General features: G+C 69.3%; 15 protein-coding genes and 2 pseudogenes. 11 read left to right on the top strand and 6 right to left on the bottom strand.

Annotated elements, in window-relative coordinates; all coding sequences use genetic code 11:
* Window positions 1-96 precede the first annotated feature (96 nt).
* On the bottom strand, window positions 97-387 hold the full coding sequence (locus F7R91_RS40055; protein WP_150958578.1) for a contact-dependent growth inhibition system immunity protein: 291 nt from the start codon (window positions 385-387) through the stop codon (window positions 97-99).
* Window positions 388-389: 2 nt separating this feature from the next.
* Complete coding sequence (locus tag F7R91_RS40050; RefSeq protein WP_150958576.1) at window positions 390-2249, bottom strand: RNase A-like domain-containing protein; 1860 nt, start codon at window positions 2247-2249, stop codon at window positions 390-392.
* A gap of 272 nt (window positions 2250-2521) precedes the next feature.
* Here F7R91_RS40050 and F7R91_RS40045 point away from each other — a divergent pair.
* From F7R91_RS40045 to F7R91_RS40035, 4 genes and pseudogenes are all read left to right on the top strand, one after another.
* Window positions 2522-3713 (top strand): annotated as a pseudogene (locus F7R91_RS40045) (RNA-guided endonuclease InsQ/TnpB family protein).
* A 353-nt stretch (window positions 3714-4066) separates the two neighbouring features.
* Window positions 4067-4425: pseudogene (locus F7R91_RS44165) on the top strand (AfsR/SARP family transcriptional regulator); the annotation flags it as partial.
* A 294-nt stretch (window positions 4426-4719) separates the two neighbouring features.
* Complete coding sequence (locus F7R91_RS44150; RefSeq protein WP_331000728.1) at window positions 4720-5583, top strand: NB-ARC domain-containing protein; 864 nt, start codon at window positions 4720-4722, stop codon at window positions 5581-5583.
* A gap of 498 nt (window positions 5584-6081) precedes the next feature.
* Window positions 6082-6624 carry a sigma-70 family RNA polymerase sigma factor gene (locus tag F7R91_RS40035; RefSeq protein WP_150958575.1) on the top strand — a complete coding sequence of 181 codons (543 nt, stop codon included), beginning with the start codon at window positions 6082-6084 and terminating at the stop codon, window positions 6622-6624.
* Between the two features lie 94 nt (window positions 6625-6718).
* Here the strand turns inward: F7R91_RS40035 and F7R91_RS40030 are convergent, their stop codons facing one another.
* Window positions 6719-8167: a hypothetical protein gene (locus F7R91_RS40030; protein ID WP_150958573.1), complete on the bottom strand. Its 1449-nt coding sequence runs from the start codon at window positions 8165-8167 to the stop codon at window positions 6719-6721.
* A gap of 452 nt (window positions 8168-8619) precedes the next feature.
* Between F7R91_RS40030 and F7R91_RS40025 the strand changes: the two genes are divergently transcribed.
* From F7R91_RS40025 to F7R91_RS40015, 3 genes are all read left to right on the top strand, one after another.
* Window positions 8620-8913, top strand: coding sequence for a WXG100 family type VII secretion target (locus tag F7R91_RS40025; RefSeq protein WP_150958571.1), 294 nt, complete (start codon window positions 8620-8622; stop codon window positions 8911-8913).
* Between the two features lie 77 nt (window positions 8914-8990).
* A complete protein-coding gene (locus F7R91_RS40020; RefSeq protein ID WP_150958569.1) occupies window positions 8991-13373 on the top strand; it encodes an FtsK/SpoIIIE domain-containing protein in 4383 nt (1460 codons plus the stop codon).
* Window positions 13374-13685: 312 nt separating this feature from the next.
* Window positions 13686-14540: a class I SAM-dependent methyltransferase gene (locus F7R91_RS40015; protein ID WP_150958567.1), complete on the top strand. Its 855-nt coding sequence runs from the start codon at window positions 13686-13688 to the stop codon at window positions 14538-14540.
* A gap of 116 nt (window positions 14541-14656) precedes the next feature.
* Here the strand turns inward: F7R91_RS40015 and F7R91_RS40010 are convergent, their stop codons facing one another.
* Window positions 14657-15298, bottom strand: coding sequence for a hypothetical protein (locus F7R91_RS40010; RefSeq protein ID WP_150958565.1), 642 nt, complete (start codon window positions 15296-15298; stop codon window positions 14657-14659).
* Window positions 15295-15591, bottom strand: coding sequence for a hypothetical protein (locus F7R91_RS40005; protein ID WP_150958563.1), 297 nt, complete (start codon window positions 15589-15591; stop codon window positions 15295-15297). Before F7R91_RS40005 ends, F7R91_RS40010 begins: the two co-directional genes overlap by 4 nt.
* Before the next feature lie 149 nt (window positions 15592-15740).
* On the opposite strand from F7R91_RS40005, the gene F7R91_RS40000 reads away from it, so the two are divergent.
* From F7R91_RS40000 to F7R91_RS39990, 3 genes are all read left to right on the top strand, one after another.
* Window positions 15741-16424 (top strand): hypothetical protein, encoded by a 684-nt coding sequence (locus tag F7R91_RS40000; protein WP_150958561.1) that lies wholly within the window; start codon window positions 15741-15743, stop codon window positions 16422-16424.
* Complete coding sequence (locus tag F7R91_RS39995; RefSeq protein ID WP_225321082.1) at window positions 16382-17452, top strand: hypothetical protein; 1071 nt, start codon at window positions 16382-16384, stop codon at window positions 17450-17452. Before F7R91_RS40000 ends, F7R91_RS39995 begins: the two co-directional genes overlap by 43 nt.
* 172 nt (window positions 17453-17624) lie before the next feature.
* Window positions 17625-18593 carry a trypsin-like serine peptidase gene (locus tag F7R91_RS39990; RefSeq protein ID WP_191971867.1) on the top strand — a complete coding sequence of 323 codons (969 nt, stop codon included), beginning with the start codon at window positions 17625-17627 and terminating at the stop codon, window positions 18591-18593.
* Between the two features lie 216 nt (window positions 18594-18809).
* Here the strand turns inward: F7R91_RS39990 and F7R91_RS43510 are convergent, their stop codons facing one another.
* Window positions 18810-19154: a recombinase family protein gene (locus F7R91_RS43510; RefSeq protein WP_225321081.1), complete on the bottom strand. Its 345-nt coding sequence runs from the start codon at window positions 19152-19154 to the stop codon at window positions 18810-18812.
* 819 nt (window positions 19155-19973) lie between these two features.
* Between F7R91_RS43510 and F7R91_RS43505 the strand changes: the two genes are divergently transcribed.
* On the top strand, window positions 19974-20156 hold a 183-nt coding region (locus F7R91_RS43505; RefSeq protein ID WP_225321080.1), incomplete at its 3' end, for a hypothetical protein.

The raw sequence follows: 20156 nt of genomic DNA, 5'->3' as shown, positions 1-20156 counted from the left end.
CTTATAGAGGCGCCGAAAGACCGCCGCACCTCGAAGGTGCGGCGGTCTTTCGGCGTGGGACTCCGGGGTCCAAGTCCTCAGGGACGCCCCGGCCGACTACTTCTCAGTGGCGAGGGTCTCGGCCATCCTGCGCAGCCAATTGCGCACAGTTACTCCACCGAGTCGTGGATCGTACTCGGCGCCTGCTTCGTCGAGCCAGACATTGGCAAGAGCCTCCTCGGTTGGCTCTGATTCAAGCAGGGTCACGATCTCGGCCCGCAGCGCCTCGACTGTATCGGCGGATTCGCTATCACGGAACATCTCCACGACACCAAGCGGCGTTTCGGCATCCAGGTCGAAATCCTGGTGAAAATAGGCCTGGGCAAGGTACGAAATATATGTGGACATGACTACTCCGGATGGGAGGTGACGATTCTAAAGTCACCCTGAAAATTGCTGTCTTTTTGCAATACTGTCTTCACTCTGGTCGGCGGCACGCTTGTATTCTGCTGGCCCGGCCCTCCAGCTACTCGGAGAGTCCCGTCAAGCGGGGACATGTTTGATCTAATTACTAGTTTATTCCCTTGGGTTTCTGCGCCCCCTCGCCGGAATCTCTGCCCATTAACGAAATCGGTGACGTCCTGCTGATGTCTGGAAATGTTATCGCCAATTACCTTCTCTGCCGTTGGCTGGTCGTGGAACGTCGATATTACGCGTTTGCCCGTTCGCGCGAGGCGGGCGTCCATCTGTGCGTCCGTCCGGCCAACGTGTTCCCTCTTCACGTGACCGCCAGCAAGTTCGTGCGGATTGAGGTCGACACCCGTTTGTGCTTGGTTTGTTGGCGTACCCAGGGACGTAAGCCCGGTCTGATTCGCCGCCGGGGCGGTGTTGCCACCCTGGTTTGTGGTCGGGGCGGTCGGGGCGGTGTTGCCGCCCTGGTTCGTGGTCGGGGCGGTCGGGGCGGTGTTGCTGCCCGGATTGGAGCCTGCGAGGCCGGCCCGTCCGCGAGGCTGCCTGAGGGCTCGGGGGATCGGATTGAAGCGTGGCGCATTCTGAGCGGTGCGATTGGGGCCGCCCGGGGTGGAGCGTGTGCCGAACGGGGTGGGGCCGCCCTGGGTGGAGCGTGTGCTGCCGCCCGGGCCCGGGCCGCCCGACCCCTTGATGGGGATCGATGGTCGGTTGCCCCGTCCTCCCCCCGCCAGTCCGCCCGCCAATCCGCCCGCCGCGCCCAGCGCGCCCGCGCCCAGGATGGCTCCGGCGTTGAGCTCATCACCATTGAGAACTTGAGTTGCCCCTTCCGCCGCCGCCGATGCCGCGAACTCTTCCCCGGCCTGCTTGACCACGCCGCCGGCGGACCCGCTCAGCGACGCCCCCACCGTCTTCGGTTCGTCGAAAGTGGACTTGATTCCCTTGATGCTGCCGCCGGCGTTCTGCGTGATCTTCGGGAACACTTTCGTTGCGGCACCCGAGGCGCCCTTGAGCAGAGCTCCGCCCGGAACCAGGCCGATCAGGCCGACGGCGAAGTCGCCCAGACTGAAATTCCCCGTTGCTATGGCTGTTACCTGCTCCAAGACGAACAGCGCGCCGCCCAGCAGTGCACCTGCCACCGGGAAGAAGATCGCCGTGACGGCGATCAGAATGCCCAGAAGGATCTTGACAAAGGGAAAATCCGCGAAGAAGTCGTTGATCTTCTCGAAGATGCTTCGCTCCGGAATGGCTTCACTCGCTGCCCGTTCCAGCACCTCCGCGCACCGCGCCTGAGCACTCTCCCGCATCTGACGGGCTTGCTGAGCCAGACTCCTGGCCGCGTTCAACGCGTCCTGCCCGGCCTGGATATCGTCCTGCCGCTGCGTGGCCGCGGCCCGCTCCTGGTCGGTCGGACTCTCCGGCAGCGTCACCGGCGTCTGGTTGGCCTGGGACGCTGCGGCGGTGGCCTGGTCCACCGCCCGGTCGAAGGTCTCCTGCGCCTCTCGCAGCCTGGGTATGTAGTCCGCGTAAGCCTGTGCGGCGTCTTGATAGGAGGTGGCGGTCCTTCGCAACTTGTCCGGTAGATCGTCTCCGATCACCTCGTTCAAGGAATCGATCGCCGCACCCCGGCCGCGGGAGATGTCACCGTCCCGCTTGAGGACATTGAAGGCCTTTTCCGCCGCCTCACCCACATCGCGATAACGTGTGATCACACCCTGGATGAGGTCTGGATCGCCAGGAGTGGGGTCGTCGTCCATTCCGACCAGCTCGAAGTCCTGTGGATTGGAATGCCGTCGCGCCATTTCGGTGCCCTCCCCGGAGACGTTGGGCTGTGCGCCCGGGTGCCGTGTGCCCCGGGCGCAAAGCCATCGCTGGGCCACCTCACGGCCTCGCGTCCGATACACGCAGTGGCGGGGTCGTAGGGTTCAGGCCGGTTCCGGCCTGGAAGGTCCCGCAGCACCCCACGTGGTGGGGACCCGGTGCCTGGTCGCACAGTCGGGGGAGCACCTCGCACACTGGGCGGCAGCTCCGCTACAACTACCGGGCCTACCCGGACGCCTCCCAGTGCCGTGCGCTGGCGAGTGCGTTCGGGTGTGCCCGCGTGGTGTGGAACGACTGCCTGCGCGACCGGAAGGAAGCACACGCGGCGGGGCTGCCGTACGTGACGTCGGCCGAGCTGTCCCGGCTTCGCATCACCCAGGCCAAGCGCACCGAGGAACGCGCCTGGCTCGCCGAGGTGTCGGCGGTCATCCTGCAATAGTCCCTTCGCGACCTGGACACCGCCTACAAGAACTTCTTCGACAGCCTCAAGGGCAAGCGGAAGGGCCGCAAGGTGGGCCCTCCCCGCTACAAGTCGAAGAAGGACACCCGGCAGTCGATCCGCCTCAACACCAACGCCTTCTCCCTCCAGGGCGACGGCACGGTGTACGTGGCCAAGGTCGGCAGCCTCAAGGTCACGTGGTCCCGACGGCTTCCGGCCCAACCCACCTCCCTGACCGTCACCAAGGACAGCTGTGGCCGGTACTTCCTCAGCTTCGTCGTGGACACCGAGCCGGACATCCTGCCCGAGCTGGAGACCGACGCCGGTATCGACCTCGGCCTGTCCGCCTTCGCCGTGCTGTCCGACGGCAGAAAGATCGACAGCCCCCGCTTCCTGCGCCGGGCGGAGAAGAAGCTCAGGCGCCTTCAGCGGGACCTGTCCCGCAAGGCCAAGGGGTCGAGGAACCGGGCCACGGCCCGCATCAAGGTCGCACGCCAGCACGCCAAGGTGGCGAACCGGCGCCGGGACTGGCGCCACAAGGCATCCACACAGATCATTCGTGACAACCAAGCGGTGTACGTGGAAGACCTCGCGGTGTCCGGTCTCAGCCGTACCCGGCTCGCCAAGTCCGTGCATGACGCGGGATGGTCCGCGTTCGTCGGCATGCTGGAGTACAAGGCGGCTCTGCACGGCCGCACCTTCGCCAAGGTGGACCGGGCCTTCCCGTCCTCGCAGGTCTGCTCGGCCTGCGGATTTAGGGACGGCCCCAAGCCCCTCCATGTCCGGCAGGGGACGTGCGGCGCGAGTGCGGCACCGTGCACGACCGCGACCACAACGCAGCCCGCAACGTCCTCTTCGAAGGACGCCGCATCGTCGCCGCCGGACGGGCGGAGACGCCAAACGCCTGTGGAGCGCCGGTAAGACGGGCACCCGTGCCCGCACAGCGCGGTGAAGCAGGAAGCCCCGGAAGGGTCAGGCGACCCAGGCCGGAATCCCTGGACTTTAGGCCAGGGAGCACGTCAACCACATGCGTTTCGCGGGGCCCCTCATGGGCCCTGTCAGGGTGTGGCGTGGCGACACCGAGCTGGAGCTCGGTCCGCCCAAACAGCGCGGCCTCCTCGCGCTTCTGCTCATCCAGCCCGGCCACCTGGCAGCCGTCCAGGAGATCGTCGACGCCCTGTGGGACAGGACCCGCCGGACAGTGCGGTCAATGTGGTGCAGCGGCACATCGGAGCGCTACGGCGGTTGTTCGAACCGGGTCTTCCGGCGAGAGGCACTTCACGGTGGCTGGCACGCTGCTCCGGCGGCTATCGCCTGCAGGTGGATCCCGACTCCCTTGATTTGGTGCGGTTCAGAGCCATGCGCCAGGAGGCCGGCCGGCTGGCGGAGAGCGGGAATCCGGCCGAGGCCACGGAGCTGCTGATCCAGGCCCTCGCCCTGTGGAGCGGACCCGCGGCTTTGGGAATCCCGCCGGAGGTGAGGGCGCACCCGGGCTTCACCGCTGTGGACCGTGAGCATCTGTTCGCCGTCAAAGAAGCGGCGGACTGCGCGCTGGGTTCCGGTCCGGGGCTCAGCGCACGGGTACTGGTCACGCTCAGACGGGCGGTCGCACAGCATCCGCTGGACGAAGCGCTTCAGGCCAGGCTGGTCGTGTTGCTGGCGGCAACCGGCCATCAGGGGAGGCCCTTGAGGTCTACCGGACGGCGCGTACCCGGCTCGCGGACGAGCTCGGCCTGGACCCGGGTCCTGAACTGCGGGCCGCCCAGAAACAGGTACTGCGCCAGACCGTTCCCGCGGGCCCGGCGGCGACGGCTGCCGACGGCGCGCGGTTCGTCGTCGGCGAACGTATCGCAGAGCCGGACGACGTAGGGGTGGGGTCCTCGCAGGGCATCACCGCCACGACTCGGCCCGCCCAACTGCCTGCGGACCTCGCGCTCTTCGTCGGCCGGAGCGGCGAACTCACCCGGCTCAACGCGATGTTGTCCCCGATCGGCCAGACACCGTCGGCGCCGTTGGTCACCGCGATCGGCGGCATGGCCGGGAGCGGCAAGACCACGCTCGCCGTGCATTGGGCCCATCAGGTCGCCGACCGCTTCCCGGATGGGCAGCTCTACGTCGATCTGCGCGGATTCCATCCGACCGGTCCGATGGTGGGCCCCGCAGAGGCGATACGGTCCTTTCTCGATGCGTTCGGCGCGGCGGCGCACCGTATGCCCACGGGTCTTGACGCGCAGGCCGCGCTGTACCGGACGCTGCTCGCCGACCGGCGGGTGCTGGTCGTCCTGGACAACGCGCGGGATTCCGAGCATGTGCGCCCGCTGCTGCCCGCGTCGGCCGGCTGTCTGGTCCTGGTCACCAGTCGCAACCAACTCCACGGTCTGGTGGCCGGCGAAGCCGCGCACTCGGTCACCTTGGACCTGCTCAGTCAGGCTGACGCCCTGGAATTCCTGTTTCGTCGGCTCGATACCGACCGGGTCGCTCGTGAATCCCGCGCGGCTGCCGAGATCGTCGCACGGTGCGGGCGCCTGCAGGGGGCGCTGGCCATCGTGAGCGCCCGAGCCGCGGTGAACCCGGTGTTCTCCCTCTCCGCCATCGCGGCCGAGCTGCGTGAGAGCCAAGGCAGTCTCGACGCTTTCGCCGGTGAGGTGCCACTCGCGGACGCGCGCAGTGTGTTCTCCTGGTCCTACGACGCCCTCACTCCCGGAGGCCGCGAGACTCTTCCGGCTGCTGGGTCTGCACCCGGGACCTCACACCTCCGTCGCCGCGGTGGCGAGCCTGGCGGGCCGGGAGCCAAGCCAAGTCCGGCCGCTGCTGACGGAGTTGGTACGCGCCCATCTGGTGTCCGAGACCGAGCCGGGTCGCTTCGGCTGCGATGAACTGCTGCGCGCCTACGGCGCGGAGCTCGGCCAAGCACACGGCTCGGGCGGGAGTTGAACGAGCCCCAGGTGCCGGATGCTGGACCACTGTCTGCACAGCGGCCGGCGGCGGCGGACTGCGCTCCCGCCCGTCCGTGAACGCATCGGGCTGCAGCGGCCTGCAGCCCGTCCGACAGTGGAGCGGCCCGGCGACCAACACAGCGCCATTCGCCGCACTTGCGTTGGGTGTACGCCAACTGCGCAGTGTCACATGGCTGTTGCGGAGAAGCACCGTGTTTCCGGTCGCGCCTACGAACGTCAGAAATTCGTCAGCGTTCCGGCAGTGGCCGCTGCTTACGCTCGCCGCGACCGCATGCACAGGGACCTCACCGCGATTGCCACGAACCACGTGCTGGCGGGCGGCCATCGACACCCGGACCGGGGGGTGGGGCCGGCCTGCTTCCTTCGCGCCATACGCCCTGCGGCGTCTGTACGACTTTCCATCTCGGGGACTGAACCATGAACATGATCACCGCTGCGGACGCCTCGGCGGCCGCACGCCAGAGGGATCTGCTGCACACGCTGATCTCCGACCACGCGAAGGCGCTGCGCGCCTACGTCGACAAGTTGCTGAACGATCGCCACGCCGCGGAGGACATCGTCCAGGAAACCCTCATCCGCGCCTGGCATCACCTGGAGCGGCTCTACAGCAACGAGGGCTCGGTACGGGGCTGGCTGCTCACTGTGGCCCGCAACCTGGTTGTCGACCGGCTGCGCAGCGCCACCCACCGCCACGAAACGGTCGGCGCCGAGGAACGCGACATGGCTCGGCCCGATGATGCCGACGCCGTGATCGTTCGGGCCGAGGTGACAGCCCTGCTGCGGCAACTGCCTTACGAGCACCGTGAGGTGCTGCTGCACACCTACCTCGGCGACAAGACCGTGCAGGAGACGGCTCGGATACTCGGCATACCGGCAGGCACCGTCAAATCCCGTCAGCACTACGCGCTCAACAGCCTGCGCGCGAAGGTGAAGACAGGCGCGGGCACCTGCGCACGGTAGGCCGACCTCCGGCCCGGTCTTGCCCATACCGGTGTGCACAGCGCAGGGTGGGCCGGGCCGGGCCGGTCCGTCCGCTTCGCCACGGGCATCTGAGTCATGCCGGAACGGTCAGCTTCACATCCAGCGCCGGGATGTCCACATCGCCGTCGGCATCGGTGTACCAACGCCAGTGCGCACCGCTCACCTCGCCGTACACGAGCCCCGTCCAGCCCGCACCGCCGGGTCCGCACAGCGCGGCCAACTCTGCGGCCTCCTGCCCGGTCGGGGTGCCCGCCACGACGACGAGGCCCTGGACCGGGCGCCGTGATGCGGCTGCGCGCACGGTGCCGTGCACCGCTGTGGACGGCGTGGCAGCCGGAAGGTCGGCTCGGCCGAGCTGTGTCAGGCCGGCGGGAAGGGCGGGAGGAGGAGCGCCGTCCGCGCCGCGCAGGACGGTCACCGGTGTGTCCGGCCGGATGCGCGCGATCTCCGCCAGCACGTTCTGCACCACGTCGCGGGCCACGCCGTGATCACCGGTCACACTCAGGACACCGTCGAGTCGGCTGAGATCCACGAAAACGGCCTCGCCCTCGGTGTCGGTCCCCACCCGCACCAGGCACGTGGCGGAGGTCGCCGCCCACGATGCCGTACCACCGTCCACAGGGCCGTCCAGCCAGCCGGCCCCGGCGGTGGCGTGTCGCCAGCGCGTGCCGTCGATGCTCCGCCACGGTGCCTCCAGCGCGTCGGAGGCCGACAGCCACACCGTCGCACCGGCGTTGTCGACACGCAGTGCGTACACCGGGGTCTCCGGTCGAGGCCGTCCGGCCGCGAATTCGGCGACCGTGCCGTACGCCCGCCGTACCGAGTCGGCGTCGGTGGCGAACCGCCGTCCCATCGCACGGCGCAGCATGAGCCGCCGCCGCCGCTTGACCGGGGCACCCATCCCATGGACCGCGCGCATCACGGCGCCGTACACCCCGCGCACCTTGCGCCTGCCCACGATGCCCGCGGTGACCAGCGCCAGGACGATGGCACCCAGCACGGCGATGGCCGCGGCCAGCGGAATGGTGAACATGGTGGACCCAGCGGCTGTCGTGCCGCTGCCGCCACCCGGTGCACCCGCCCCGTCCGGGGCGGAGGAAGCGGTTCCCTGGTTCCCGGTGTCCCGGGCCTGCTGCACATCGGGCCCCGAGGCGTCCGGTGGCAGCCGCAGAATCCAGCCCGGACGCAACTGGTCGTCCGCGCCGTTCAGCGCACCGCCGTCCGGCTGGGCCAGCCCGCGGTTCAGGTCGAGGATCTCCCCGGCCCGCGAAGCGTCGCCCAGTGTGCTGGCGGCGACGGACGCCAGGGTGGCCAGCTGTCCCCCGGTCTGTGCGGGGTCCTGGACGACGAACACCTTGATCAGGTCGTCACCGTCCGCCGCGGTCGCGGACGCGGCCACGCCCAGTGCTGCGAGGCAGCCGACGAGGAGGACGGCGAGGGCACGCAGCGCGGTACGCGCACCGCGGTATGTGTTGCCGATTCCCGGCCTCTGCGGGGGCGGGGCACTGCTGCCGTTGCTCATGTCGTCCGTCCACGTCCTCTGGTGTGCCTTCCGGATCCACCGACTACACGGAGCCACTCGGTCGAATCGTTCACAAGAGAAACTGAACCTTCGACAGCCCCCGTTCCGTGTACCTGGCGACCACACCTGAGGGGCAGTTTCAGCGGGGGACGGAAATGGCACAAGGCGTTCCAGGCGACCGCGCCCCGTGTGGTGAACGCCCTCACGAATTCCCCGTGGTCACCAAAGTCACCGGGACGATCACCAAGGTCGCGGACTCGATCAGCAAGACCAAGGTCGCCGGACACGAACACACCGTCCGCGCCCACGGACACGTGGATCCGGCAGAAGTGCCGCTCCCACCGTCCCCCACCACCGCGGGCCCGGTGCCAGACCCGGGACGTCCCCCCAACAGATCTCCGTCCCTGAAGGGATGGACAGCACCGAACAACCAGTAAGGAGTACCGAGAGATATGCCCGCCTACACCGTCAACTCGGACGAGACCGCCTCCACTTCGCAGGCCCTGCTCAACGACTTCTCGCAGCTGCAGGACAAGCTCAACGAGGTCAGGGGCAAGATCACCACACTGCTCGCCAACGGCTACAGCACCCCCGCCGCCCAGCAGAAGTTCTCGCCGTTCTTCGAGGAGTTCGCCAAGGGGTTCGACCAGGTCAACCAGTCTCTGCAGGGAATAGGCCAGTACGTGAGGAGCGTCGGTGACGCGTTCTCGCAGACCGACGACCAGCTCGGCTCGAACCTCGGCTGACCCACGCTCCGCCCGCAGCCGGGGCGACCCGTCACCACACCCCTTTCGCCCGAGAAGAAAGACGATGAGCCGTGCGATTGACCGTCAGCGTTCGTGACCCGCAGGTGGAGGGGGCGTCCACCACGGTCGCCGTCGACACCGAACCCTCCGCGCAGGCGGGCCGGTTCGCGGCGGAGCTGGCACGCGCCGCCGGGTACGAAGGGGCCGCGGAGCCGACGCTGTACGTCGGTTCCGACCCCGTCGACCCTCAGGTCACGCTGCAGGCGGCCGGGGTGCGGGACGGCATGGACCTCGGGCTCGGCGCCGCCCTTCCGCGGGAGCCCGAGCCCGAGGGCCGAACCGAGGCCCGGGTGGTCTCGGGACCGGGCGCGGGAACGGCCTTCCGCCTCGTCCCCGGCGACTACGACATCGGCAGCGCCCCGACGTGCCGCATCCGGCTGGCCGAAGGCGCGCCGACGCTCGCCGCCCGGGTACGGGTCCGGCTCGACGGGAGCGCCGAGCTGCTCATGACCGACATGGCGCTCCTGGACGGCAAAGCCGTGCAGGGCGCGTCCCCCTGGCGCGAGGGCAGCCAACTGGCTGTCGGGGACATCCTGCTGGAACTGACGTCTCGCCGGTCGACCGGGGCACCGTTGACACCGGCGCAGGACGGCCTCGGTCTGGAATTCAACCGGCAGCCACGGTTCCTGCCGCGGGCCGCCGGCGCCAAGTTCCGGCTGCCGACACCACCGGTCAAGCCGGACAAGCGGCCCATCCCACTGCTTCCGATCCTGCTGCTGCCGGCCGGCAGCGCGGCGATCGCCATCTTCGTCACCCAGCGGTGGGCCTTCGTCTTCATCGCCCTGCTCTCGCCGATCGCCGCGCTGGTCACCCAGTTCGGCGGCCGCAAGCAGGCCATGCTCAAGTACCTGGAGAAGAAGGAGGAGTACGAGCAGGCGCTGGCGCGGGCGCGCGAGGACATCGACGCCGCCGTACTCGAGGAGCAGCACAACCTGCGGCTGTCCCTGCCGGATCCTGCCGCGCTGCTGCAGATGGCCGCCCAGCCCTCGGAAAGGCTGTGGGAACGCCGCTGGCAGGACCCCGACTTCCTGTCCGTACGGGTCGGCACGACCGACCTGCCCTCGGCGCTGAGCGTCGACGACCCCACTCAGGACGAGAACCGGCGCACCACAGTGCCCCTGCTCAACCAGGTGCCCGTCGCCGTCCCCCTGCGCAAGGCCGGAGTCGCGGGTATCGCCGGCCCGGGGGCGGTCCGGCTCGCCGGATGGATGGCGGCCCAGGCCGCCGCCCTCCACAGTCCCGCCGATCTGCGCATCGTCGTGCTCGGGGGACCGGACGGTGAGCGGGACTGGTCCTGGACCCGCTGGCTGCCGCACACCCAGGCGCAGGGCGAGGACGCGTACGCGCTGGTGGGCAGCACCGCCGAATCCCTGGCCCGGCGCATCGGCGAGCTGGGCCAGATCGTCTCCTCCCGCATCGCGGCCGGCCGGGACCTGACCCGGGGCGGGGTGAACGGCTACCCCGACATCCTGGTCGTCCTGGAGCAGGCGCGCCGGGCACGGTCCCTCCCCGGAGTCATCGCCCTGCTGCGGGACGGTCCGTCGGTGGGCGTCCACACCATCTGCATCGACCGTGAGGAGCGGTTGCTGCCCGAGGAATGCGGCGCAGTCGTCGTCACCGATACCGGCGCCACCACCTCCAGGGTCCGTACCGGAGCCGGTGCGGCGCTGGAGAACGTACGGACCGACTCGCCGGAGTCCGGCTGGTACGAACCCTTCGCGCGGGCGCTGGCACCGCTGCGGGGTGTCGGGCACAGCGACGAGAGCACGCTGCCCGGCTCCGTACGCCTGCTGGACCTGCTGAACATCGAGCCGCCGACGGCGGAGGCGGTCGTGGCGGGCTGGTCGCTCGGGGGCCGCAGCACCAGGGCGGCCCTGGGCGTCGGCTACGACGGGGAGTTCGCCGTCGACCTGGTCCGTGACGGTCCGCACGCACTGATCGCTGGAACGACCGGTTCCGGCAAGTCGGAGCTGCTGCAGACCCTGGTGGCCACGCTGGCGGTGGTGAACCGGCCCGACGAGATGACGTTCGTGCTGGTCGACTACAAGGGCGGCAGCGCCTTCGCCGAGTGTGCCGACCTGCCGCACACCGTGGGCCTGGTCACCGACCTCGACACACAGCTGGTGGAGCGAGCCCTGGTCTCGCTCGGTGCTGAGCTGCGGCGCCGTGAGAGGCAGCTGGCGCAGGCGGGCGCCAAGGACATCGAGGACTACCTCGACAAGCGGTCGCGCGGCGGCAACGTACTGCCGCCGCTGCCGCGGCTGCTCCTGGTCATCGACGAGTTCGCGTCCATGGTGCGCGAACTGCCCGACTTCATCTCGGGCCTGGTCAACATCGCCCAGCGCGGCCGCTCCCTCGGCATCCACCTGATCCTGGCGACCCAGCGGCCCGGCGGCGCTGTCACCCCGGACATCCGCGCCAACACCAACCTGCGGATCGCGCTGCGCACCACCGACACCAGCGAGAGCCGCGACATCATCGACGCACCCGACTCCGGAGACATCTCCCCGGCCAACCCCGGCCGCGCCTACGCCCGGCTCGGCCCCTCGGCCCTGCTGCCCTTCCAGTCCGGCCGGGTCGGCGGCCGTCGGCCCGGCGCGGCGGCGGTACCGGCGGGCGCGGACGTGCCGGTCCAGGCGCAGGCGATCTCCTGGCGCGATCTCGGCGGCCCGCTGCCCGTCGGCCGGTCCCGCGGCGGTTCCGGCTCCGCACAGTCGGAGGCCGTCACCGACCTGGCGGTTCTGACGGCAGCCATCGCGCAGGCGGCGCGGCTCGCCGATGTGCCCCGGCAGCCGAGTCCCTGGCTCCCGCCGCTGCCTGCGCTGCTGGAGTGGACCGCGCCGCCCGCGCCCAAGCCCACCGCGGAACGACAGGCCGCGCTGCCGGCGGTGGAGTACGGCATGGTCGACCTGCCCGCGCAGCAGAACCGCTCGGCGTTGGTGTTCGACCTGGACCGGGCCGGCCACCTGCACATCATCGGGTCGCCCCGCAGCGGACGTTCCCAGACGCTGCGCACCCTGGCCGCCGCGCTCGGCCAGACTCACGGCGCCGACGACGTACACCTGTACGGCATCGACTGCGGAAACGGCGCGCTCAACGCCCTGACCGCGCTGCCGCACTGCGGCGCCGTCGTCGACCGCAACCAGGTCGAGCGGCTGGGACGGCTGCTGGACCGACTGGGCGCCGAACTGACCTCCCGGCAGAGCCTTCTCGGCGGCCAGGGCAGCGCCGACCTCACCGAACTGCGCCGCACACAGGCCGCACACGAGCGGCTGCCCCACATCGTGCTGATGGTCGACCGCTTCGAGGTCTTCGAGCGCGAGTTCACCTCGTTCGACAACGGCAGCTACATGGAGCGGATGATCCGGCTGCTGCGTGACGGCGCGGGCGTCGGGATCCATGTCGTGCTGGCAGGCGACCGGGTGCTGGGCAACAGCCGGTTCTCCGGTACCACCGAGGACAAGATCGTCCTGAGGCTCAACGACCGCCAGGACTACTCCAGCGTCGCCATCCCGACCCGGTCGGCACCCTCCGACCCCCCACCCGGGCGAGGCATCCGCACCCAGGACCTGAGCGAGGCGCAGATCGCGGTCCTCGGCGACGACCTGTCCGGCGCCGCCCAGGCCGAGTTCCTCCTCAACCTGGGCCGGGAGTTGACCGAGCGTGAGGCCGGTGTGCCGGCGGGGCGCCGCGCTCTGCGGCTGGACGTGCTGCCCGACCGGATCTCGTACGCCGACGCGCTCGCCCTGCATACCCGCGGCGGTCCGATGCGGCCGCTGGTCGCGGTCGGCGGCGACACCCTCACCTCGCTCGGCCCCAACCTCGCCGACGTGCCGACCTTCGTCATCGCCGGACCGCCGCGCACCGGCCGCAGCACTGCGCTGCTCACCGCCGCGCACTCATTGCTGGCCGCCGGGGCGGGCCTGATCGTGCTCGCCCCGAGGCGATCACCTCTGCGCAGCCTCGAGGGCCGTCCCGGGATCGCCGCGCTCATCACCGACGCGGAGGTGTCGGCCGCCGATTTCCGGCAGGTTCTCGGCACTGTGCCCGAGGAGAGCGGGGTGATCGTCGTCGACGACGCCGAGCTGTTCATGGGAGCCGAGATCGACTCGGACCTCGCCCTGTTCGCCCGAGGCGGCGCGGGCAACGGGTGGGGCCTGCTGGCGGCGGGTAACGCCGAGTCGCTGTCGCTGAGCCTGGCCGGTTGGATGGGCCAGGTCAAACGCAACCGTACCGGCATGCTGCTGTCACCGCAGGGCCTGGCCGACGGTGACGTCATCGGCGTCAGGCTGAGCCGCGGTGTGGTCGGTCAGGCACCGCAACCGGGCCGGGGTCTGCTCCACCTGGGCGACGGACTGCTGCGTACCGTACAGGTGCCGCTGTCCGAAGCGGATTCCTGACCCCTGAGCCGGAGGTGCACCTTCGAACCCCCGCGGGGTGCGCCTCCCCGTTCGCGGGACCGAGAACCTTTCGGCCCGCTGCGGAAAGAACCGAAGGGCGGCCGGATCCTGACCGGCCTCGCTGCGGCCCCGGCCCCGCAGCGGGTTCACGGCTGACATGGCCGGCTGCTCTACCGCTGCCGCCGACTGCTGGGCGCGGGGCCGCGGACTCCGGCTGCGGCATTGCAGAGTTGCCCAGCAAGTCGAGGGCGCCGCCGCCCGGGTTTCTCGCCCGAACCGGCCGCACTGGCCGTCGATACCACCAAGGATCTTGTGAACCACGCCGACCTCCGGGCCAAGGCCCATTCCCTCGCGGCCGGCATGGCCGCCGCCGATCACGGCCCGGACATTCAGCTGTCCCAGACTCGCCACCGGGCCGCGCTCGTGGCGAGCTGGCACATCGCTCCCGGCTCAACCGTCCTCGAACTGGGTTGCGGACAGGGCGACATGACCGCTGTCCTCGCAGAGGCGGCCGGACCCAAGGGGCGTGTGGTGGCCGTCGACGTGGCCGAGCCCTCCTACGGGGCGCCGGTTACGCTCGGGGAATCGGCAGCCCGGCTCGCGGCGGGCCCCCTCGGGCCGCGCATCGACTTCCGCTTCGGCACGGACGTCCTCGACCCCTCGGTCGACTTCTCCGAAGGCGCCTTTGACCACGTGGTGCTCGCGCACTGCTCCTGGTACTTCGCCTCGCTCAAGCAACTGCAGGACACACTGGCTCGGGTACGGCCGTGGGCTCGGCGACTATGGTTCACCGAGTGGGACTTGACGCCCACCTCTGGCGACCAGCTGGCGCACCTCCTCGCCGTGCTGATCCAGGGGCAGATCGAGGCCGCCGGATCGCACGGCGAGGCCAATGTCCGCACTGCCTTCTCCCGCGAGGGGCTGCTGCGGCTCCTGCCACAGGCTGGATGGACGGCCGACGGCAGTGGGTCGGTCGATACCGAAGAGCTTCAGGACGGCGACTGGGAAATCGCTGCCTGCCTCGACCTGGCCGGAACCGAGGAACGCCTGGCCGCGCTGCCCGAGCCGGTGCGACAGCTCCTCCTGAGCCAGGCCGACGTTCTCCGGGCCGTCGCCAAGCCGCGCGGCAACCGCGCGCTCGCCGCGTATTCCGTCACCGCGCGCTGACAGGTCCCAGCGGCCGTCTGTGTCAGGCAAGTTGAGCGAGCCACTTTCGCATTTCCGCCTCGACAACTGCCACATCCAACCGAAACGCCGAGGCCAGTGGATTCGTCCCTCGAGGATCAGGCAACCTCGCCGCCGCCGGGGACCGTCGCGACCTGGGAGCCGTCCTCCGCAACGAAGCGGAAAGTGCCGGTGATCGCGTCGAAGAGGTCGTACGCCTCGTTCTTCAAGGGCAGGTTGGGGCTGGCGAGGGTGACCACGAGAAAGTCCTCGCTGGTTCCCGGCACCGGCATCATCGTGTGCATCGTCAGCAGCTTCACATCGATGTCCCCGGTCAACCGGGTCACCTCGGTCCCGGTCACGCGCGCCACCCTGCCCACGTGCGGCATGTTCACCGAGGTGATGACCCGGTCCTTCGGCACCACACCAGTCGCCGAGGAGACACCCAGCTGCGCGGACAGTACCGGCAGCGTCAGCTCCTGGCCCTTGGGTGTGGTGACGGCGAAAACCATGCCGTACGCCATGAAGAGGCCCTCGGGATACATCGTCGCCGTCCCCGTGGCCAGCAGCGCTCCGTGCCGGCGCGCCGCGCGGGCGATCTCACGGCCCTGCCGGAACATGTCGTTGATGCGGGCCTTCTCCCCAGGGCCCGGGGCCGCCGCCAGTGCCTGTGCGCGGGTCCTGGCCAGTTCCTCTCCGCTGAGATCGATCTGATCCCACAGATCCGGGACGTCGAGCAGAAAACGCTGTGCTTGCCTCACTGTCCGCCCCCACCGCCTTGGAGATTCGCCACGGCGTCCTGATCGGTCTTCTCGAAGGCGTCCAGGATGCTTCCGATTGCGTCCCTGACGCCCTTCACCTGCCTACGCAACTGCTGCTTGCCGTCCTCCCACTTGTCCTCGAAATCCTGGGCCCTGCCGCGGCCCAGCTCGCGGCCGAATGCCGCCTCGAAGTCGAACGTGTCCCGCCCGATGTCGATGAAGTCGTGCACGAAGCCCAACATGTCCTGGGCTGCCTGGAGTTCCTCTCCGGGTATGTTGACGTCTGAAGCCATCCGAACCCCCTCGCTTGCGGTGCGGTGAGGACTCACCTCCGCGTACGACACGTGTCCGGCGGGCCGGAACGTTCACCGCGGGCGGCCCTTTTTCCGGATGTTCACCGACTGCGTCGAACCTTTGCTGCCTCCTGTCTCGTGTTGCAGGCATGACATCGCTTCGCACCGGTCTGCTGTCCCGTGGCATCACCGCACGCCGCCCCGTCCGCCGCACAGTCGTCGCGACCGTTCTGGTCCTGTGCGGCGTGGCGGGCGTGTCTGCCTGCGGCAAGACCATTCAGATCGGCGACGCCAGTCCGAGTACGGCCTCCTCGACGCCCGCTGCGACGCCCTCGCCGGCCGCGTCGCCGAGTGGGAACACGGGGAACAGCGCGCTTGAGGTGGTCGACACCTCGGCGCAGGAAGCCGGCGAGACCGGTAAGGGCGGCACCGTCGTCGGCGCCGCCGTCCAGGAGGCACCGCCCCGCTGGATCCAGCTTTCGGCGGTGACGACGCCGACGCTCGGCTCACCGCACTTGATCAACATCAACCAGGCGGCGTTGTACCGCTTCGACGAGGACACCGCCCAGCCGTCACAGTCGAACTGCAACGACGCCTGCGCCACGAAATGGCCGCCTGTGACCATCCAGAAGGGCGGAAAGGTCTACTTGGCCGGCGTGAAGCACAACCAAGTCGGGGCCATCCGGCGCCAGGACGGCCAGATCCAGATCACGGTTGGCGGGTGGCCCGTCTACCGCTTCTCGGGCGATGCCAAGCCGGGCGACCTCAACGGCCAAGGCGTCGGGGGCACATGGTTCGCCGTGGGGCCCACCGGCGAGAAGGTCACGCAGTAGCGCTCCTCGCGTCCTTTTCGGATGCCAAAAGTCGCGGTTATGTCACCAAGCGGTGCGTGGTGAACTCTGCCGAGGCCGGAGGCCGTGTCAGGAGTGAAATCGCTTCGGAACCGCCGCAGCGAGCCATCATCTATCCGTCGGGGGTCTTCTCGATGTTCCGTGCACGTACCGTCTTTGCTTCTTGTGCCGCGCTGGGTGTTCTACTGCTGTCGGCTTGCAGTCACAATGAAGGAAAGGGCGACTCCGGCGAGTCGTCTTCTCCCGCTGCTACCGGGGCCGATCTTTCGTTCCGGGACGGTACGGCGCGCCAGAACAACGCGGAGGCCAATACCGGCGACTTCGCGGCTGCTGCCGCACCGGCGGCCGCCGCGAAGAAGCCGGTGGTCCGCAAGTGGGTGCAGTTGTCGGCCGGCAAGGCGGGTGCGCTGAATCCGGTGGTGATAAACGGGGCGGGATTCACGCTGTACCGGTTCGACAAGGACACCGCGAATCCGTCGAAGTCAAACTGCTTCGGTGAGTGCGCGACCACCTGGCCGCCTTACCTGGTCGCCAAGGGCGGGCGGGTCTTCGTGGACGGAGTGCCGAAGTCGTCGATCGGTTTCATCCAGCGGGACGGCGCCCTCCAGGTGACCGTCGGCGGCTGGCCGGTCTACCTCTTCAGCAAGGACCTCACGGCCGGTGACACCAACGGCCAGGGCGTGGGCGGTACCTGGTTCGGCGTCACTCCCGACGGCCAGAAGGCCGGCAACACCGGCGGCGGTCAGACGGGGACTTCTGCGAGCCCGACGTCCCCTCCGGCGACCGCCGCCGCCTTCTTCAACAGCCCGAACTTCGGTGACCCCTCCCAGGGCGTGGCCGGCCCGGGCTGCAAGGCCGTCCGTTTCTCGGGGTCGCTGCAGATCAGTGGCTTCGCCAAGATCTGGGAGGGCGACAACTGCACCGGCAAGTCGGTGACCGTCGAAAAGAACGTGGCTGACCTCTCCGCCATCGGGCTCAACCAGGTCAAGTCCATCCGCTTCTTCAACTGACGCCTTACGCCTTACGCCTTACGCCTTACGCCTGACGGCTCACTCCAGGGCGAGCGGGACACGGCTGTCGTCCTCACCCCCCGCCCTGGAGCATCCGTCCCCAGAGAGGTGCCCCCCGATGTACTCGTCACGCCGGTCGCCATGGGTATGCGCCGGCCTCACGGTTCTGGTCATGCTCCTGGTGGCCGGCTGCAGTCAGGTTCAGCGCCAGTTGCCTGCGTTCTCCAACCCGGTGGTCCCGGGTCTGTGGACGCCGGACCGGATGGCGGAGGCGGAGAGTATCGACAACCCGGTGGCGAACGACTTGGGTGAGGATGCGGGAGTCTCGGACCCGGAGCCCGAAGCGGTCCCCGCGGCGTCCGAGAAGACGCCGTACCGTGACAACGCGGCAGTCGTCGGAAAGCTCTTCTTCGATACCCCTGACGGACCCAGTGTCTGTTCCGGAGCAGCGGTCGCGGATCCCGCCCGTCCCGGTGCGTCCAGTCTGGTGTGGACGGCGGGCCACTGTGTGCACGCGGGGGCCAACGGCACCTGGTTCCGCAACATAGTCTTCGTACCGTCGTACAACGACGAGGGTCTGGAGGGCGCGGCGAGGGGCAACGCGAGCCAAGGGCAGGTCGCGCCGTTCGGTACCTGGTGGGCGGACTATGCCGAAACATCGCCCCAGTGGATCGAGCAGGGCGGCCCGTCCGGAGGCGACGGTGCAGCGTTCGACTTCGCCGTACTGCATGTCCGCCCGCCGGACAGCAGCGGCGCGACGTCCCTGCAGGAGACGATCGGGCAGGCGGCGCCCGTGTGGTTCGACGCACCTTCGGCGACACGGATCCCGGCAATCAAGGCGTGGGGCTACCCGGCCGCGTCACCGTTCGACGGCGAACGGATGTTCTCCTGTCAGGACCGGCCCGGGCGGCTGTCGGTCAACGCCGACCAGCCCACGCTGTACCGGATCGGCTGCACCATGACCGGAGGCTCCTCGGGCGGAGGCTGGTTCGCCCAGAACACTGACGGCGCGCTCGCCCTGGTCAGTAACACCTCCATAGGCCCGGCCGACAACACCTGGCTTGCGGGGCCACGCCTGGGAGCGGGCGCCAAAAGGGTCTACGGCGCCGTCAGCGACCGATTCTCCTCCGGCGGGAAGTGAGATGTGCGCCGGAGGCTTTGCGAGCAGTACCGCACAGCCGCCACCCTGCTGCGCCCTCGTGGCCGGATGGGAAGACCGCTCCACCGATAGGCCCCGGACTCCCAGCTCTGTCCCCAGGGAAAAGTAACCCGCCGGTAGGTTTCAGGACTTCGGGGCGGCGGTCTTCCTGGGTCGGCGGGGGACCGGTCCTGGTCTTGTCGAGGTGCCCGTACACCGTCAACCGTGGCACGCCGAACATGCCGGCGATCTGCTGGACGGTCTTCTCCCGCTCGTCGTAGAGCCGTTGGGCGAGCCTGGCCTGGTCGGCGGTGAACTTCGGCCGGCGCCCGCCGACCCGGCCGCGAGCCCGCGCGGAGGCGAGCCGTCGTTCGTGCTCGCCACGATCAACTCGCGCTGGAGCTCAGCCGGTACCGACAGCATCCCGAACATCGCCCGGCCCTCCATGATGGCCGTATCGATGCCCTGCCCGGTCACGTGCAGCCCGATCCCGCGCTCGCGCAACTCGGCGCCGAGAGTCACCAGGTGCAGCACCGAGCGGGAGGGCCGGTCGAGGCGGGTCACCCTCTCTGATGATCAGGGTTCTGGTCGGCCGTCGATGTGCGGCAGTAGCCGATGAGCATGTGTCGGAATCTGTCGGCCAGACCGTTCACCGACGTTGATTCGCGGCACGAGTTGCCGACACTGCCCACCTGCGTGTTCGTGATCGTGCCCCGAGTGTCGGCAGACGGTCGTTTGCCGACAGTCCGCAGCCTGGTCCGAGCCCCCGGGGGCGGTCCTGTCCCGTCTCGCGAGGCCTTGCCGTTGTCTCACCGGACGTTGTCCGATTCGCAGGTGAGGGACAAGGTCAAGTGAGACGGCCCAGGTCAACGAGCCACTGCCCGGCGGCGGCCAGTCCCGGAAACGCACCTGAGAGACAACATCAAGTGAGACGGCGAGCCTTCGGCGTCTCACTCGACTTTGTCTCTCCGCAGGGCAGGGCATCGCGCGGCGGCAAGATCGAATGAGACGGGACAATCGCCGTCAGATCAGAGTGGTGGTCGCGTCCGACACTGGCCCCGGCCTCGACCACGCTCCAAGCGGGTGGTGTCCCGCCGCCACACGCGTGACACCGGGCCGTCACCCAGCGACCGTCGGACGCTGCGGGGCGCGGGGCGCGGGGCGCGGGGCCGGATCGGATCCCGGCTTCGCGCCCCGCGTCTGCGGCGGACCGGTCTTCCGATCCGCCGCGCTGGTGGTTGTCAGGCTGCGGGCTTCTTGACGGGGGCTGCCTCTGCCCACTCCGGACGGGTGGCCGGGCGTCCGTCGACGGTCTCGACGACCGCCTTGGAGTTCTCCAGGGTCTCCATCAGCGATGCCGGCCCACGGAACGGGCGGCCTCCGATGTGCCAGCCATCGGGGTGCAGGCTCTTCTACGGCTGGCTCCAGGCCCGTGACCCCGACCGGTTGCTCCTGTACCGGACACAGGAGGAGATGGGGGATCTTCGGGACCGACTGGCAGAAGCCGAGGACAAGGCCACAGGGCTCGCGGCGGAACTGGCCGACGCTCACCGCCGCCACGCCATG

The organism is Streptomyces luteolifulvus, assembly GCF_008806595.1.
GTDB classification, from domain to species: Bacteria; Actinomycetota; Actinomycetes; order Streptomycetales; family Streptomycetaceae; genus Streptomyces; species Streptomyces luteolifulvus.
Note: the sequence above shows the minus strand (reverse complement) of the source record. Positions and strands in the feature narration are given on the sequence as shown.